General features: G+C 68.3%; 17 protein-coding genes. 9 read left to right on the forward strand and 8 right to left on the reverse strand.

Annotated elements, in window-relative coordinates:
• Nucleotides 1–37: 37 nt before the first annotated feature.
• Nucleotides 38–1,060 (forward strand): Rv2578c family radical SAM protein, encoded by a 1,023-nt coding sequence (locus BN973_RS12470; protein WP_036468474.1) that lies wholly within the window; start codon nt 38–40, stop codon nt 1,058–1,060.
• Here the strand turns inward: BN973_RS12470 and BN973_RS12475 are convergent.
• Nucleotides 1,057–2,664, reverse strand: a complete 1,608-nt coding sequence (locus tag BN973_RS12475; RefSeq protein WP_036468475.1) for a purple acid phosphatase family protein — start codon at nt 2,662–2,664, stop codon at nt 1,057–1,059. The two genes, BN973_RS12470 and BN973_RS12475, sit on opposite strands and share 4 nt — an antisense overlap.
• 101 nt (nt 2,665–2,765) lie before the next feature.
• Here BN973_RS12475 and BN973_RS12480 point away from each other — a divergent pair, with 101 nt between their 5' ends.
• Nucleotides 2,766–3,194: a hypothetical protein gene (locus tag BN973_RS12480; protein ID WP_036472341.1), complete on the forward strand. Its 429-nt coding sequence runs from the start codon at nt 2,766–2,768 to the stop codon at nt 3,192–3,194.
• On the opposite strand, the gene BN973_RS12485 is transcribed toward BN973_RS12480, so the two are convergent.
• Nucleotides 3,195–3,533 carry a gamma-glutamylcyclotransferase family protein gene (locus BN973_RS12485; protein ID WP_036468478.1) on the reverse strand — a complete coding sequence of 113 codons (339 nt, stop codon included), beginning with the start codon at nt 3,531–3,533 and terminating at the stop codon, nt 3,195–3,197.
• The gene (locus BN973_RS12490; RefSeq protein WP_036468479.1) at nt 3,530–4,048 is read right to left on the reverse strand and encodes a helix-turn-helix domain-containing protein; all 519 of its coding nucleotides are present in this window, start codon (nt 4,046–4,048) and stop codon (nt 3,530–3,532) included. Before BN973_RS12490 ends, BN973_RS12485 begins: the two co-directional genes overlap by 4 nt.
• A 61-nt stretch (nt 4,049–4,109) precedes the next feature.
• Here BN973_RS12490 and BN973_RS12495 point away from each other — a divergent pair, with 61 nt between their 5' ends.
• Nucleotides 4,110–4,895: an aldolase gene (locus tag BN973_RS12495; RefSeq protein WP_036468481.1), complete on the forward strand. Its 786-nt coding sequence runs from the start codon at nt 4,110–4,112 to the stop codon at nt 4,893–4,895.
• Nucleotides 4,896–4,904: 9 nt separating this feature from the next.
• Nucleotides 4,905–5,780 (forward strand): dihydrodipicolinate synthase family protein, encoded by an 876-nt coding sequence (locus BN973_RS12500; protein ID WP_036468482.1) that lies wholly within the window; start codon nt 4,905–4,907, stop codon nt 5,778–5,780.
• On the opposite strand, the gene ypfJ is transcribed toward BN973_RS12500, so the two are convergent.
• Genes ypfJ through BN973_RS12515 form a run of 3 tightly spaced genes read right to left on the reverse strand, consistent with a single transcriptional unit; the run spans nt 5,777 to nt 8,069 of the window.
• The gene (ypfJ, locus tag BN973_RS12505; RefSeq protein ID WP_036468484.1) at nt 5,777–6,655 is read right to left on the reverse strand and encodes a KPN_02809 family neutral zinc metallopeptidase; all 879 of its coding nucleotides are present in this window, start codon (nt 6,653–6,655) and stop codon (nt 5,777–5,779) included. The genes BN973_RS12500 and ypfJ overlap by 4 nt on opposite strands.
• Nucleotides 6,656–6,674: 19 nt before the next feature.
• Nucleotides 6,675–7,178 (reverse strand): SRPBCC family protein, encoded by a 504-nt coding sequence (locus BN973_RS12510; protein ID WP_036468485.1) that lies wholly within the window; start codon nt 7,176–7,178, stop codon nt 6,675–6,677.
• A gap of 9 nt (nt 7,179–7,187) precedes the next feature.
• The gene (locus BN973_RS12515) at nt 7,188–8,069 is read right to left on the reverse strand and encodes an oxidoreductase (RefSeq protein WP_084163379.1); all 882 of its coding nucleotides are present in this window, start codon (nt 8,067–8,069) and stop codon (nt 7,188–7,190) included.
• 69 nt (nt 8,070–8,138) lie between these two features.
• Between BN973_RS12515 and aspS the strand changes: the two genes are divergently transcribed.
• From aspS to BN973_RS12530, 3 genes are read left to right on the forward strand one after another with little or no spacing between them, the layout of a single operon-like run.
• Nucleotides 8,139–9,914 (forward strand): aspartate--tRNA ligase, encoded by a 1,776-nt coding sequence (gene aspS, locus BN973_RS12520; RefSeq protein WP_036468487.1) that lies wholly within the window; start codon nt 8,139–8,141, stop codon nt 9,912–9,914.
• Nucleotides 9,911–10,357: a nitroreductase family deazaflavin-dependent oxidoreductase gene (locus BN973_RS12525; protein ID WP_036468489.1), complete on the forward strand. Its 447-nt coding sequence runs from the start codon at nt 9,911–9,913 to the stop codon at nt 10,355–10,357. Before aspS ends, BN973_RS12525 begins: the two co-directional genes overlap by 4 nt.
• A gap of 47 nt (nt 10,358–10,404) precedes the next feature.
• On the forward strand, nt 10,405–11,484 hold the full coding sequence (locus BN973_RS12530; RefSeq protein ID WP_036468490.1) for an FUSC family protein: 1,080 nt from the start codon (nt 10,405–10,407) through the stop codon (nt 11,482–11,484).
• A gap of 5 nt (nt 11,485–11,489) precedes the next feature.
• On the opposite strand, the gene BN973_RS12535 is transcribed toward BN973_RS12530, so the two are convergent.
• A complete protein-coding gene (locus BN973_RS12535; protein WP_036468492.1) occupies nt 11,490–11,879 on the reverse strand; it encodes an MmcQ/YjbR family DNA-binding protein in 390 nt (129 codons plus the stop codon).
• Between the two features lie 91 nt (nt 11,880–11,970).
• On the opposite strand from BN973_RS12535, the gene BN973_RS12540 reads away from it, so the two are divergent.
• Entirely contained in the window at nt 11,971–12,903 is a 933-nt protein-coding gene (locus BN973_RS12540; protein WP_036468494.1) for a transglutaminase family protein, read from the forward strand.
• Complete coding sequence (locus tag BN973_RS12545; RefSeq protein WP_036468495.1) at nt 12,896–13,945, forward strand: zinc-binding metallopeptidase family protein; 1,050 nt, start codon at nt 12,896–12,898, stop codon at nt 13,943–13,945. Before BN973_RS12540 ends, BN973_RS12545 begins: the two co-directional genes overlap by 8 nt.
• Here BN973_RS12545 and BN973_RS12550 read toward each other — a convergent pair.
• Complete coding sequence (locus BN973_RS12550; protein ID WP_051641238.1) at nt 13,942–16,563, reverse strand: circularly permuted type 2 ATP-grasp protein; 2,622 nt, start codon at nt 16,561–16,563, stop codon at nt 13,942–13,944. The two genes, BN973_RS12545 and BN973_RS12550, sit on opposite strands and share 4 nt — an antisense overlap.
• Nucleotides 16,564–16,568 lie beyond the last annotated feature (5 nt).

The raw sequence follows: 16,568 nt of genomic DNA on the forward strand, positions 1-16,568 counted from the left end.
GCTTGACATCACATCGAACAATTGTTCGAATGATGGCATGCGGTGGGCGAGTCAGGCCGTCGCTGTCAACGGGGAACCGGTCGACGACGGCGCACTACCAGGTCTGCAGCGGATCGGCCTGGTCCGCAGCGTGCGCGCACCGCAGTTCGAGGGCATCACCTTTCACGAGGTGCTCTGCAAGTCGGCGCTCAACAAGATTCCGGACGCGGCCGCATTGCCGTTTCGCTACACCGTCAACGGCTACCGCGGCTGCTCGCACGCCTGCCGCTACTGTTTCGCCCGCCCCACCCACGAATACCTGGACTTCGACCCCGGCGCCGACTTCGACACCCAGATCGTGGTCAAGACCAACGTCGCGGAGATACTGCGCCGCGAGCTGCGTCGACCGTCATGGCGACGCGAAGCCGTCGCGCTGGGCACCAACACCGATCCCTACCAGCGCGCCGAGGGCCGGTATGCGCTGATGCCGGGCATCATCGGCGCACTCGCCGAGTCGGGCACCCCGCTGTCCATCCTGACCAAGGGCACCCTGCTGCGGCGCGACCTGCCGCTGATCACCGTTGCGGCCCAACAGGTTCCGGTGTCGGTGGCGGTGTCGCTGGCGGTCGGGGATCCGGAGCTGCACCGAGACGTCGAGCCGGGCACGCCGACGCCGCAGGCGCGCCTGGGGCTGATCGCCGCGGTGCGCGACGCCGGCCTGGACTGCCATGTGATGGTGGCGCCGGTGCTGCCACACCTCACCGACTCCGCCGAGCACCTCGACGGCTTGCTGGGTCAGATCGCGGCCGCCGGGGCCACCGGCGTGACCGTCTTCGGCTTGCATCTGCGTCGCTCGACCCGCGGCTGGTTCATGTCCTGGCTCGCCCGTTCGCATCCCGAACTCGTCGGCCGTTATCGCGAGTTGTACCGGCGCGGAGCCTATTTGCCTCCCGACTATCGCGAGATGCTCCGTTTGCGGGCCGCTCCGCTGATCGCCAAACACCAGCTGAGCGGTGACCAGCGGCCGTTCTCGCAGGCGCCGAAAGCCCCGCCGGAACCTGCCCAGCCCACGCTGTTTTAAGCGGGCTTGTCGCCGCGGGGCTTCGTCAGGGTGAACTGCTCCACGACCGCGACGGCGCCGAACGGCCCGCGCAGCGCGTAGTGCGTGGCCTTGATCGAGGTGTTGCCGCCCGGCTGACCCGGATCGACATCGAAAGCCACGAAGCCATAAGGGTTTTCGTGGTCGCGAAATGCCGACCACGGGGCGTCCTCGAGGACGTAGATCGGCCTCTTGCGCCCGATCGCGGGATCGAAGGCACCGACGCCGGTGATCACCCGGCACCGAGGCTGGGGGAAGAGCATCCCGTTGGACGGCGCCGAAGTTCCGCCACCGCCGACGACGACGTGCACCGTTCCGCGGGTCGCGTCGATCACGTCGTGGGAACTGTCGACGGGAATCGGCGTTCGAGTATCGGTGTTCAGGGTGCCGCGCAACGGATGCGAGCGTTCGTAGTGGTGCTCGTGACCGCACAGCACCAGGTCGACCTGGTACTGGTCGAACAGGGGCAGCCACTGCTCGCGGATACCCAGGTCGGCCCCGTTGGCCCGCTCGGCGGTGGAGATGGCGGTCTGATGCATGCACACCACCAGCCAATCGATATCGGGATCGCGCCGAGCGGCCGCGAGTTCTGCCGTAAGCCAACGCTTTTGCTCGCCACCCGAATAGTTGTGGACGTAGAAGTTTCCGCCGTCCTGGAAGGCGACGTCGTCGTTGTTCAGGCTGATCACCCGTACCGACCCGGCCGTGAACGAGTACCACAGCCCCCTCAGTTCGGGGCTTGCCCCGGAATCGGGCACCGCGAAGTACGTCTGATACGCGCCGTAGCCGACCGGCCCGTTGCCCAACTCGTTCTCGTGATTGCCCGCGGCCGGCATCCACGGCCGATAGCGCGCCGAACGCGTATTGTTCTCGAACCAGTTCGACCAGGTCCGGACGCGGTCTTGGGCGAGGTTGGCGTAGCACAGGTCGCCGTTGACCAGGTTGAACAGCGGGCCGAGACGCTCGATCGCCAGCGTGGTGTCGGCGGCAGCGGGCGATCCGATGTTGTCGGTGCCGTACGTGCCGTCGGGCAGCTTGTCCAGCGCCGGGGTGGACTGATCACCGAAGCTGGTGAAGCGCAAGGGCTTTCGCCCCACCGGCGCGGTCCGCACGGTGCCCTGCTCGGGCTCGGCGCCATCATGTACGGCGGCGTACACGTAGTCGGTGTCCGGCGTCAGATTGGTCAGACGAGCATGGTTGACGCGAACTTCGTTGTTGGACTTGCCATCTCGATACGTTCGAGTTTCGGCCGCGACGGTCTGGCCGAAGCCGGACCCCGGTGTGCCGAGCATGACCCGCGGATTGCGCACCGCCTCGGTGCTGTGCCAGGACACCACCACCTCGGTGCCGGCGTTGCGGCCGAATTGCAGGTGTAGACCGAACACCGGCGGTGCGCCGTTGCGCTCCGGCTGCCGCAACAGGGCCGGCCCGTGCGAGTTGGACCACAACAGCGCGGCGGCGCCCACCCCGACGCCGGCGCCGACACCCATCCCGACGACGGCCGAGGTGGCGCTGGTGGTCAACAACCTGCGGCGGCTGATGCCCGGTGCGCTATCCGGAACGGCCGGGTCGGCGTCGTCGGTCATGCCTGTTTAATACCCGAGCCGGGCGACCGTTGGCATATCAAGCGGTGAACGCCGGAGCCGCTGGTAACGAATCCGGTAGCGTTTTCGATATGACGAACGTGATGACGAACCTGCGAAAGGGGACCAGCGCGGTCGCGTCGGCAACGTTTGCACTGGTCGGGGGAGTGATCCTCGGCCCGGCGACGGCGCATGCGGATGGCCACCAGGTGACCTACACCGTGACGAGCCCCAACAATCTGACCGCCACCGTCAACTATGTGAGTTCCGATCCGCCCAGCCAGGCCGCCTACAGCGCGGACCCGTCGAAGTTCATGACCAGCGTGCAGGCCCCGCTCAGCGGGGGAGCGCCGGTGACCTACACCGCCACCTTGGCGAACCCGAACCAGTACGCGAGCATCAGCGCCAGCGGCATGCTGCACTGGCCGGATTCCGGCAACGGCCCGGCGCAGTTTCACTGCGAGATCGCGGTGGACGGCCAGGTCGTCGCCCACGCGGACGCCACCACCACCGTCACCTGCAAAGCCGGTTAATTAGCCCGCGAAGACGTACACCCACGCGGTCGCACCCGAGGCCAGCGGCACCGCGATACGCCGGTAATCGTCCACCTCGTAGGAGTCGGCGGCGGCCAGCTCGGTCTCGCTGATCTCGAAAACCATGCCGTCGACGTGCGCCTCGGCACGGTCGGTGGGCCGCAAGATCGGATGGCGGTCGCTGCCGCTCGTCGTGATCACGTGGGGGTCGGTGATCGTCACCTGGCCCAGGTCGTATCCGACGATCGCGTCGGGTCGGCCGGTGAGTTCGCGCCCGAACGTCGCGCGCTGAACCTCGGGCAGCTGCAGCGTGCCGTAGGAGAACAGCAGCTCGGTCATCGCGGCTCGGTGTGCGCGATGACGACGACCTCGGCCTCCTGCACGCCCACCGCGCGGAGCTTGTGGCTGACCGACGCGTCGAAGTAGGCACTGTCGCCGGCGCTCAGCTCGATGGTCTGGTCGCCGTAGTCGAGTTCGACGCGCCCCGCGTGCACGAAGACGAACTCCTGGCCGGTGTGCTCGGCGTGTGGATTGTCGGCCGCGTGTGCGGTCGGCCGAACGACGAACGGCGACATGGACTTTCCGAGCAGCGCCGACGCCAGCACCCGGTAGCGCTCGCCGTCGGGCCCGGCGGCGCGGTCGACGGTGATCTTCTCCTGCGCCGCCTCGTCGGAGAACAGCCGCCCGACATCGACCTCCAGCGCTCGCGCGACCTTCAGGGCCACCGCAATGGACGGTGTGCTGTGCCCGCGCTCGATCTTGGACAGGTAGCTCTTGGTCAGCCCGGTCTGCGCGGCGAGTTGCTCGAGGGTCAGGCCGCGTTGCCTGCGGACCGCACGCAGCAGGGCTGTCACCGGCGGTGCCTCCGCTCGCTTGGGCTATGACACAAAGTTTCCTAGATGCTAGCTTAGTGTCATGGCGGCCACGTTCAGCGATTCGAAATCCGACCTGATGCGTCGCGCCGAGCAGCAGTTGGCCGCCAACATCGCCGATTCGGCGTTGACCACCCGGCAGAAGCTGGCGCTGACCTGCCGGGCCCTGTTCGACGCCGGTCACGATTCCGGCCTGGCCGGACAGATCACCGCCCGGGCCGAAGACGACGGCACCTACTACACCCAGCGGCTGGGCCTCGGGTTCGATGAGATCACCGAGGGCAACCTGCTGCTGGTCGACGAGGACCTCAATGTGCTCGACGGGGACGGAATGGCCAACCCCGCCAACCGTTTTCACAGCTGGATCTATCGCGCGCGACCCGATGTGCAATGCATCGTGCACACCCACGCCTTCCACGTGGCGGCGTTGTCGATGCTGGAGGTCCCGCTGGTGGTCTCCCACATGGACACCACGCCGCTCTACGGCGACTGCGCGTTCCTCGCCGAGTGGCCGGGCGTGCCGGTCGGCAACGAGGAGGGCGAGATCATCAGCGCCGCGCTCGGTGACAAGAAGGCGGTGCTGCTCGCGCATCACGGGCACGTGATCGCCGGCGCCAGCATCGAGGAAGCCTGCTCGCTGGGCGTTTTGATCGAGCGCGCGGCCAAACTGCAACTGGCGGCGATGGCCGCCGGCCGGATCAAGCCACTGCCCGAGGCGCTGGCCCGCGAGGCTCACGACTGGACACTGACACCCAAGCGCAGCCAGGCCAACTTCGCTTACTACGCGCGCCGCGCCCTGGCGCGCCACCCCGACGTCCTGACGAGTTGAGGAGATCCCGTGCCCGAACCCAAGATCCACGGCATCATCGCCTACCCGGTGACGCCCTTCACCGAGGCCGACGGCATCGACACCGCCCGGCTGGCCGCGCTGGTCGACCGCCTGGTGTCCTCCGGGGTGCACGCGATCGCGCCGCTGGGCAGCACCGGTGAGTTGGCCTATCTCGACGAGCCCGAGTTCGACGCCGTCGTCGACACCACGATCGCCACCGTCGCCGGCCGGGTGCCCGTCGTCGTCGGCGTGTCAGATGTGACCACTGCCAAGACGATTCGGCGGGCGAAGTACGCGCAACAGGCCGGCGCCGACGCGGTGATGATCCTGCCGGTGTCCTACTGGAAGCTCACCGAACGCGAAATCGTCGCGCACTACCGCAGCATCGGCGACGCCATTTCCCTGCCGATCATGGCCTACAACAACCCGGCCACCAGCGGCGTGGACATGAGCCCCGAGCTGCTGGTCAAGATGTTCGAGACGATCGACAACGTGAAAATGGTCAAGGAATCCACCGGCGACCTGACGCGCATGCGGCGCATCACCGAACTGTCCGGCGGCCGGCTGCCGTTCTACAACGGCAGCAATCCGCTGGTGCTCGACGCGTTGAAAGCCGGCGCCGCCGGATGGTGCACGGCCGCACCGAATCTGCGGCCGCAGCCGTGCATCGACCTGTACGAGGCGGTGCGCGCGGGCGACCTGGAGAAGGCGCAGCTCCTTTACGACGACCTCAAGCCGTTGCTGGAGTTCATCGTGGCGGGCGGGCTGGCCACCACGGTGAAGGCCGGGCTGGACCTGATCGGTTTCCCGGTCGGTGACCCGCGGGCGCCGCTGCTGCCGCTCGACGAGCAGGGCCGCGCCCAACTCAAGGCGTTGGTCGGCTAGCCCAAGTTGGTGGCTGAAAACGTGTCGCACTGGTGCGGGTCACCGGTCTGATAGCCGACGGTGAACCACTTTTGGCGTTGCGCCGCGGATCCGTGCGTCCACGATTCGGGGTTGACGCGCCCGGTCGACTCCTTCTGGATCCGGTCATCGCCGACCGACGCGGCGGCCGAGAGCGCATCCTGAATATCCTTGTCGCTCAACGGCTCCAGGTACGGCACGCCGGTGCTTTCCTGTTTGACCGTCGATGCGTAGTGTGCCCAGATGCCGGCATAGCAGTCGGCCTGCAGCTCCGTGCGCACCCCGTTCCCGCCCGCGCCCTGGGCGCCCTGCTGGGCGCGGCCCAGATTGCCCTGCAATTGCTGGACGTGGTGGCCGTATTCGTGGGCGACCACGTATTCCTGCGCGAAAGGCCCACCGCTGGAACCGAATTTGTCGACCAGCTCCTTGAAGAAGTCGGTGTCGAAATATGCGGTCTGATCCACCGGGCAGTAGAACGGGCCCACCGCGGTGGTGGCCGGTCCGCAACCGGTGTTCACCGAACCGGTGAACAGCCGCACATGCGGGCGGGTGTAGTTCGGCATCAGCTGATGCCAGACCGCGTCCACGGAGTTGCCGGTGGCGACCACGCGGCACTGCACGTATTTGTTGGCGTCGGCCCCGGTCTTGCACTGGCTCAGGTCGAAACCGGGGGCCGAGTAACCGCCGGTGTTCACGCCCTGCGGGGGCATCACCTTGCCCGGATCGATGCCGAAGAACAAGGCCGCGACCAGGATCAGCAGCCCGACGCCGCCGCCCCCGAGGGCCATCCCCATTCCGCCGCCGCCGGATGACTCCGCGGTGCTGGTGTCGATCTGCATACCCTCGTTGAAGGTCATGATTTAGCTTTGCACACACCTAACGTTGTTGCGTAGCGGCAAATCGGCCGTCGGTGTAACGGCGCAGGTTGCTCAGAAACCGCCGCAGGCCCAGGTTCAACAGCGGCCCGACGACGACCATCGCCAGCCGCGCGGGGCCCGCGGGTTTCTGCGCCATCGTCCAGGTCAGCCGGCAGCCGCCGGGGATCACCTCGACGCGGTAGTCCTCGGCGAAGGCGGCCACGGCCTTGGTCGAGCACTCGTTGAACCGGAATGCCATGCGGGTGAACGGTTCCCAGGCCAGGAACTCCTCGTCACCGGTGATGCCGCCGCGCATCTCGACGATGCGGGTGGTGCCGACGCCGCGCGGTTCGGGACTGGTCCAGGTCACCTTGGTGATCACCGACGCCCAACGCGGCCAGGCCTGCGCGTCGCCCAGGACTTCGAAAACCTGCTCGGGCGTGATGGCCAGGTCGACACTGTTGCGGAACCGGAATGGCGCGTTTTCGATGAAGTCGAGACCGACGCGCTCGCAGGGATGCATGGCGATAACTTAACCCGGTCCGTCGCTGGCCGCCGCCAGCAGTGGCACCAGCACCTCGCTGATCGGCGTCGGCAGGCGGTGGGCGCGTGCCTTGCGGATGATCACCCCGTTGCGCAGATCCCATTCCATCGGCCGGCCGTTCTCCCGGTCGGCCAGTATCGAGGTGCCCATATCCTGGGCCGCGCTGCGGAACATGCCGACCAACTCGTCGACGGTGTCGTCGGGCAGCCGGGCGCCTTCGGCCCGCGCGACGGCCAGGCATTCGGCGACGTAGCGGCGCGACAGCTCGGCGACGTCGTCGCGGCGGAACATCCCGGATCGTCGTCCGGACAGCGCCATGAATCCGGCCAGCGCGTTGACCAGCAATTTGCGCCAGGCGCCGGTCAGAAAGTCGGGGTCGCAGTCCACCCGGCAGCCGGCGCCACGCAGCAATTCGGCAACCGCCTGGGCCGAGGGCCCGCTGGGCAGCACCAGGGCGGCCTCCGTGCGCAACCGCACCCAGCCCTGCGGCTGGGTCTCGGCGCCGTACCAGACGATCCCCGGGACCACGGGCGACGACGGGCACAGCGGCTGAACCTGCTCGACCTGCTCGACGCCGTTCTGCAGCACCGTGACGATGGTGTGCTCGGCGCACAGCCGCGACAGCCAGGGGGCCGCGGCGGCGTTCTGGGTGGCCTTGACAGCCAGGATCACGACGTCGACCGGGCCCGATACCGCGGCGGGATCGGTGTGGACCGGCCCGGGCACCACGATCGGGTCCCCGTCGTCGGGGCGCAGTTCGATGCTGTCACGCGCGGTGCGACCGCAGACCAGCACCGAATGCCCGGCCCGGTACAGCAGCGCGGCGACCGTCGTGCCGACAGCGCCGGGACCCACGAGTGCGATTTTCATGGCGATAGAAGCGAAGTTACCCGGCCCCTTAGACTGGTCACTCGTTCAGCCAGGTAAAGGGGATTATTTGTGTTGCGCAGCCACGCCGCTGGTTCGCTCCGGGACCGCGACGCCGGTCAACAGGTAACGCTGGTCGGGTGGGTGGCTCGCCGCCGCGACCACGGTGGCGTCATCTTCATCGACCTGCGGGACGCGTCCGGCATCGCGCAGGTGGTCTTCCGGGCGGCGGACGTGCTGGAGCAGGCACACCGGTTGCGCGCCGAATTCTGCGTCGCGGTCTCCGGCGTGGTCGAGATCCGCCCGGAAGGCAACGCCAACGCCGAGATCCCCACCGGCGACGTCGAACTCAACGTCACGACGCTGACCGTGCTGGGCGAGAGTGCGCCGCTGCCTTTCCAGTTGGACGAGCCGGCGGGCGAGGAACTGCGCCTGAAGTACCGCTACCTCGACCTGCGCCGCGATGGCCCGGCCGCGGCAATCCGGTTGCGCTCCAAGGTGAATGCCGCCGCCCGATCGGTGCTGGCGCGCCACGACTTCGTCGAGATCGAGACGCCGACGATCACCCGCTCGACGCCGGAGGGCGCGCGCGACTTCCTGGTGCCGGCCCGGCTGCACCCCGGATCGTTCTACGCCTTGCCGCAGAGCCCGCAGCTGTTCAAGCAGTTGCTGATGGTGGCCGGCATGGAGCGCTACTACCAGATCGCCCGCTGCTACCGCGACGAGGATTTCCGCGCCGACCGCCAGCCGGAATTCACCCAGCTCGACATGGAGATGAGCTTCGTCGACGTCGAGGACATCATCGCGATCTCCGAGGAGATCCTGAGCGCGTTGTGGGCGCTGATCGGCTACCAGATCCCGACGCCGATCCCGCGGATCAGCTACGCCGACGCGATGCGCCGGTACGGCTCCGACAAGCCGGACCTGCGTTTCGGACTGGAGCTCGTCGAGTGCACGGAGTTCTTCTCCGACACCACATTTCGAGTGTTCCAGGCGCCGTACGTCGGTGCGGTGGTGATGCCCGGTGGAGCGTCGCAGCCGCGCCGCACCCTGGACGGCTGGCAGGAGTGGGCCAAACAGCGCGGCCACCGCGGACTGGCCTACGTGCTGGTCGGCGACGACGGTGAGCTCTCCGGGCCGGTGGCCAAGAACCTCACCGACGCCGAACGCGACGGCCTGGCCGGCCACGTCGGGGCCAACCCCGGCGACTGCATCTTCTTCTCGGCCGGACCGGCGAAGGCGTCGCGCGCCCTGTTGGGCGCCGCCCGCGGCGAGATCGCCAACCGGCTGGACCTGATTGACGCGGGAGCCTGGTCGTTCGTCTGGGTGGTCGACCCGCCGCTGTTCGAGCCGGCCGAGGACGCGACCGCCGCCGGTGATGTCGCCGTCGGCTCCGGTGCCTGGACCGCGGTGCACCACGCGTTCACCTCGCCGAAACCGGAGTTCTCCGACGTGGTCGACTCCGACCCGGGCGCCGTGCTGGCCGATGCCTACGACATCGTCTGCAACGGCAACGAGATCGGGGGCGGCTCGATCCGTATCCACCGCCGCGACATCCAGGAGCGGGTGTTCGCGGTGATGGGCTTGGACAAGGCCGAGGCCGACGAGAAGTTCGGATTCCTGTTGGAGGCGTTCACGTTTGGCGCGCCGCCGCACGGCGGCATCGCGTTCGGCTGGGACCGGATCAACGCGCTGCTGTCCGGGGTGGACTCCATTCGTGAGGTGATCGCGTTCCCGAAGACCGGCGGCGGCGTCGACCCGCTGACCGATGCGCCCGCGCCGATCACCGCGCAGCAGCGCAAGGAATCCGGAATAGATGCCAAGCCCAAAAAGGTTGACCAGGCATGACCGAAGGCTTTCCCGACACCGAAACAGTCAAGGCGTTCAACACCGCCATCGCCGACGAATTCCGCGCCAACGGCGGCAAGGTCGGCGGCCAGTTCGAGGGCGCCGATCTGCTGCTGCTCACCACAACCGGCGCCAAGTCCGGGCAGCAACGCCTATCGCCGCTGGCGTATTTCACCATCGACGGCAGGCTGATCATCATCGGCTCGTTCGCCGGCGCGCCCACGGATCCGGCCTGGGTGCACAACCTGCGGGCCAACCCGCGGGCGTACATCGAGGTCGGCACCCCGCAGGGAGTGCAAGCCTACGACGTGACGGCGCACGAACTGCCGCCCGCCGAACGGGAGCAGCTGTTCGACAAGGTGGTCGCCGTGGCCCCGGGCTTCGCCGAATACCAGTCGAAGACCAGCCGGGTCATTCCGCTGTTCGAGTTGCAGCGCGCCTGACGTCACTCGCGTTGCCGCACGCGCCGACGCTGCGGTAAGCAAGCGAGATGAGCACTTCGCTGCTGACGCGGCCGTTCGCGGGCAGAGTGGCATTCGGCGCGGGTTTCAAGCGGGTCCGCGCGGTGTGGTTCTACCTCGTGCAGACCTCGGTCGCGGCGGGTCTGGCGTGGTTCATCGCGCACGACGTAATGGCACATCCCCAACCGTTCTTCGCCCCGATCGCCGCGGCGGTGTCGCTGTCGACCAGCAGCGTGCTGCGCGCACAGCGCGCCATCCAGATGATCGTCGGGGTGACCCTGGGCATCGGCACCGGGATCCTGGTGCAGGCGCTGCTCGGACCCGGGGCGGTGCCCATCGCGATCGCGGCGCTGGTCGCCTTGTTGGCCGCGGTCTTCATCGGTCAGGGCTACATCGGCCAGGGCATGATGTTCGCCAACCAGACCGTCGTGTCGTCGATTCTGGTGCTGGCCCTCTATCGCAGCGGTGTCGGCTGGGAACGCATCTTCGACGCACTGATCGGTGGGGGACTGGCGATCGTCGTCGCCATCGGGCTGTTCCCGGCCGACCCGCTCGCCGTGCTGCGCAGCGCGCGCGTCGAGGTGCTGAGCACGCTGCACTCGGTGTTGAACCGCACCGGCGAACTCGCTTGCGGCCGTGAGGTTCCCGCAACCGACTGGCCGCTGCCGGCCGTCGACCGGGTGCACGAGCAGCTGGGCGGACTGATCCAGGCCCGGGCCACCGCGCGTCAGGTGGTGCGAGCCGCGCCCCGGCGGTGGGGACTTCGCGACGCCGTGGACGCCGCCGACCGTCAGGCCGTGCAGCTGGCCCTGCTGGCCGGCTCCGTGCTGCAGCTGGCCCGCACCGTGATGCCCGCACCCAAATCCGGGCCGCACGGCCGCTGCGACCGTCGTCCGCAACCCGCGCAGGCGGTGCTGGCCGACCTCGCGCAGGCGACGGCCCTCGCCGACTCCGATCCCGTCACCGCGACCGCCCACGTCGAAGCCGCCCGCCGGCACGCGTCGACACTGCTCGCGAACGCGCGGGAACGGTCCGAGGTGGTGTTGGCCGACGTCGTGCAGGCATGCGTCGACGATCTGCAGCGGGTGATCGAGCTGCGGTACCCGTAACGCGCTCAGAACGCGCCGGTCTGGAACTCCTGAACCAGCTTCTTGGGCGCCCGCGCCAGCCAGGCCTCGGTGATCAGCTCCTCGAGGCCGCCAACGTCGATCTCGGCCAGCTTGACCAGCACCGCGGAATAGCCGTCGAAATGCGGGGTGGTGAAGTAGACCCTCGGCTCGTCGGTGACCAACGCGAACTTGACGCCCTCGTCGGACACCCAGACGCCGAGGATGTCGCCCTCGGGCGGCTCGGTTCCTTTCGCCGACAGCGCTTCGCGGTCCGACGGGCGCAGCGGTCGCTCCCACGCCAGCAACTTCTTGCCGACCCGCCAGTCATGCGGCGACTGCTCGGAGGTGAGTGGCAGCTCACCTACGATCCGGGCGACGTCGTCCCAGGTGGCCACCTATCGATTGTGCTCCCGCTATGGTGCGGTTGGTGCCGTATTGGCTATCGGTCGCCGACCACGCGTCCGCGGGTCCTGAGGAGGTCGCTCGTTGTCTGCTGCCGTGCCACCCCCGGCCACCCGTCGCCACCGCATCACCCACCGCACCGAGTACCGGTATTCGGACGTCGTGACCAGCTCCTACGGCCGCGGCTTCCTCACCCCGCGCGACTCGCAGCGCCAGCAGTGCGTCGCGCACCGACTGACCATCGATCCGGTCCCCGCCGACAGCTCTACCAGCGTCGATGGGTACGGCAACATCAGCTCCTATTTCCATGTCACCGAGCCACACAGCACCCTGACGGTGACCAGCGACTCCATCGTCGACGTGTATCCGGCGCCCCCGGAGCGCTACCGCGGCGGGCCGGCCGTCCAACCGTGGGAGGCGGCCCGGCCGACCGGGCGCCGGGGAGCGCTGGCGACCGAGTTCACCCTGGACCTGAACCCGCCGGAAATCACCGACGAAGTCCGCGCCTACGCGGCGCCCAGCTTCGTGCCGGGGCGCCCGCTGATCGAGGTGCTGCGCGATCTCGCGTCGCGGATCTTCTCCGACTTCACCTACCGGTCGGGGTCGACGACGATTTCCACCGGGGTCGACGAGGTTCTGGCGGCCCGGGAAGGGGTATGCCAAGACTTTGCACGGCTGGCGATCGCCTGCCTGCGCGCCAACGGCTTGGCGGCCAGCTACGTGTCCGGCTACCTGGCCACCGACCCGCCACCGGGAAAGGAACGAATGATCGGCATCGACGCCACCCACGCCTGGGCCGCGGTGTGGACTCCGCAGCAGCCCGGCGCGTTCGAGTGGCTGGGGCTGGATCCCACCAACGACCAGATGGTCGACGAGCGGTACATCATCGTCGGGCGGGGCCGCGACTACGCGGACGTGCCGCCGCTGCGCGGCATCATCTACACCGACTCCGAGCGCAGCGTGATCGACGTCGCCGTCGACGTCGTGCCGTTCGAAGGCGACGAACTCTATGCGTGACTTCAACTGCCCGAACTGTGGTCAGCGCCTGACGTTCGAGAACTCCACCTGCCTGAACTGCAAGAGCGCGCTGGGGTTCTCACTCGACCAGATGGCGCTGCTGGTGATCACCGAGGGCGAGGCGAGCGAGCAGCCCGGTTTCGTCAACGCCGCCCAGTATCAGCTGTGCGCGAATCTATCAGTCGCCGAATGTAATTGGTTGGTGCCGGTCAACAATCCCCGGCTGTTGTGCCAGTCCTGTGTGCTGACGGCCGAACGGCCCAACGATGCCGACGAGGTCGGCCTGGCCGAGTTCGCCGCGGCCGAGGCGGCCAAGCGGCGGCTGATCGTCGAGCTGCACGAGCTGAAGCTGCCGATCATCGGTCGCGGCCAGGATCCCGATTTCGGGCTGGCCTTCCGGTTGCTGTCCAGCGCGCACCAGGAGGTGCTGACCGGGCACGAGAACGGCGTCATCACAATCGATTTGGCGGAGGGTGACGACGTCCACCGCGAGCAGCTGCGAGTCGAGATGGACGAGCCGTATCGAACTCTGCTGGGCCACTTCCGCCACGAGATCGGGCACTACTACTTCTACCGCCTGGTCGATCCGTCCAGCGATTACCTGCAGCGGTTCAACGAGCTGTTCGGCGATCCCGATGCCGACTATCAGCAGGCGCTGGACCGGCATTACAGCGAGGGTGCACCCGAGGGCTGGCAGGAGAACTTCGTGTCGTCCTACGCGACCATGCACCCCGCCGAGGATTGGGCCGAAACGTTTGCCCACTACCTGCACATCCGCGACACCCTGGACACCTGCGCGTGGTCCGGCTTCGCCCCTGCGTCGGCCACGTTCGACCGGCCACCGCTGGGCCCCAGCGCTTTTGGCGCCATCATCGACCTATGGTTGCCGTTGTCGTGGTCGTTGAACATGGTGAACCGGTCGATGGGCCACGATGATCTGTACCCGTTCGTGCTGCCGGCCCCGGTGCTGGAGAAGATGCAGTTCATCCACAACGTCATCGAAGAAGTGACGTCGAACACGCCGGCCGCCGTGGCCAGTTAGGCGGGCATCACCCGTCGTGCGTCGGGACCCCACAGCGGCTGCATGCCGCCGGGCAGGGTCAGCTGCGTGTCGGTGATGACCCCGGCCAGGTCGCGCAGTTCGGTGTGGATCGCGGCCAACAGCTCGGCCAGCTCTTCGCGACGCCCGTCGACGGCCACCTCCAGCTCGCCGGGGTGCGAGCGGCGCAGCAGCGTGCCGATCTCCTCCACCGTCCGTTCCGGACGCGACGACCCCGACGCGCTGGGCAGGTCTTTGAGGTTCGTCCGCAGCCGCTCCAGCTGATAGAGCAGCGAGCGCGGGTTGTCCGCGTCGAACAGCATCAGCTCGGCCACCGCGGCGATGCTGACCTGGCCGACGGTGCGACGCCGGTAGATGACCGACGATTCGCACGCCACCAGCGTCGACTCGATGACGGTCTGCTCGGCGGCCGCGCCGCGGACCGTGGTGAGCGTCTCGCCCAGCAGCGCCGTCAGCCACAACCCGCGCTCGATCCGCTTGCCGATGTCCATCATCGTCCAGCCCACGTCGCGCACCATCGACTCGCTGGCCACCCCCGACAGGGTCAGCATCCCGGCCAAGGTGCGCCCGTGCGCCGACGCCAGCAGGGTGTCGGCCTCGGCCAGCGACTGCGGCGGCTCGGGCCGGTGCGCAAGTCCGCGCTCCAGAGTGGCCAGCACCACCCAGGTGTCGTTGGACATCTGGTCGCGCACCGACCTGGCGGCCAGCGCGAGGCCTTCGACCGACTGGACCAGAGATCCCGCCCGGTCCGGGTCAAAGGTCAGCGCCCACAACGTCGACGGGACGATCGCGATCATCTCGGCGTGGTCGTTGTCGGCTCCGGTGTCGGTACCGGTGATGCGGCCCAGGGCGGCCATCAGCACCGGCACCACCTCGCTCTCCTCGGTGTCCTGCTGGTGGCGGTAGACGTGGAAACGGTCGCGGGCGGCCATCAGCAGCCTGGCCGTGCTCTCCGCGCGCTCGCCGTAGCGGCCGATCCAGAACAAGTCGGACAGCACCCGCGGCGAGCTGACTCCCCAGGTGCCCGCTGCCGTCTTGACCGGCTGCACCGCGGTGGGCAGTGTGATGGTCTCCGCTCGAGCGCGTTCGGTCGGCCGGATCCAAACATCCTTGGCGGCAACAGTTTTCAGCGTGTACGCGGCAGGCCCCGGTGCGACGACGTAGCCGACCCCGCCGATCATCGGGGCGTAGCCGCTGCGTTGGGCAACCGTGAACAACCGCATACCGACACCGGCCGACGACAACACACCGGCGTGATCGGTCGGCGCCGAGGAGAACTGGGGCAGCTCCTGGCCGGCCCACTGCCACGGCATGTCCTCGATCCGAGCGGCCAGCCCGTCCAGCTGGGACGACGAAAGTGTCGGTCCGACAAGGGTTTCCCCGCCGACCGTGGACTTGATCAGCAGCGACGGGAGATTGGCGAGCAGGTGCGAGCGCTCCTTGTCGATCCCGCCCCAGTACACCGGCGCGGTGTTCAGCAGCGGGGCTTCGCCGAGTAGCCGCTCGGCCAGCTCCGGCAGAAAGCGCAGCAGCCCAGGGCTTTCCAGGATGCCACTGCCCAGCGTGTTGACGACGGTCACGGTGCCCCGCCGTTGCGCCTCCACCAAACCAACCACGCCGAGGCGGGAGTCGGCGCGCAGATCCAGCGGGTCGGCGTACAGCGCGTCGACCCGGCGCAAAACGACGTCGACCCGTTTCAGGGTGCCCAGCGAACGCATCCACAGTTTGCCGTCGCGCACCACCAAGTCGGCGCTTTCCACCAGCGGAAAACCCAGCAGCGTCGCGAGATACGCCTGGTCGAAGGCGGTTTCGGAGTAGATACCCGGGCTGAGCACCACCACCAGCGGGTCTTGGGCGTCGTCGGGTGCGGAATCGATCAGGGCCAGCCGCAGCGCCTGGGCGAACGGTGTGTTGGGCCGCGGCGCGATCCGCTCGTAGAGATCGGGAATCGCGTGCGCGACGACGCGCCGGTCGGCCAGCGCGTAACCGGCGCCCGAGGGTGCCTGCGTCCAGTCCGCGTTCACCTCGAAGGCGCCGCTCGGCAGCCGGCTCAGATCGCAGGCGTGCATGAAAAGCTGGTGGTGGCCCGGCACTTCGATGCCGCTGGCCGCGCGCACGTAGCCCGGGTGGGCGAACACCAGCTCCGGCGGCAGCATGCCGTCGGTGAGCAGGGTGCGCGGGCCGTACAGGTCGGCGAGCACGGCATCGAGCAGCCGCGAGCGCTGCACCAGCCCGGCTTCCAGCACCTCCCAATCGGCGGCGGACACCACGATCGGCAGGGTGTCCAGGCTCCACGGCCGCGGCTCGAGGGCATGGCCGCTGGTCGGATCGACCTCGGTGTAGGTGATGCCGTCGTTGTCGATCAGGTTGTGCACCACCGAGCGCAGCTGATTCAGCCCGGTGCGGCCGCGTTCGGCGACGGTGTCCGCCAGCTCGGCCCAGGCCGGTCGCACCTGTCCGTCTTCGCCCAGGAATTCGTCGTAGCCGGCCGCCTGCGCACCGGCGGGGCGCAGCTCGAACAGAGGCTCCTGGGCGCGCGCGGCCCGGTATCCGGCCAGCAGCCGGTCGGCGTCGTAATGATCCGACGGGTCGAGTGCCATGGAAA

The organism is Mycobacterium triplex, from assembly GCF_000689255.1.
In the GTDB taxonomy this organism is placed as follows: Bacteria; Actinomycetota; Actinomycetes; order Mycobacteriales; family Mycobacteriaceae; genus Mycobacterium; species Mycobacterium triplex.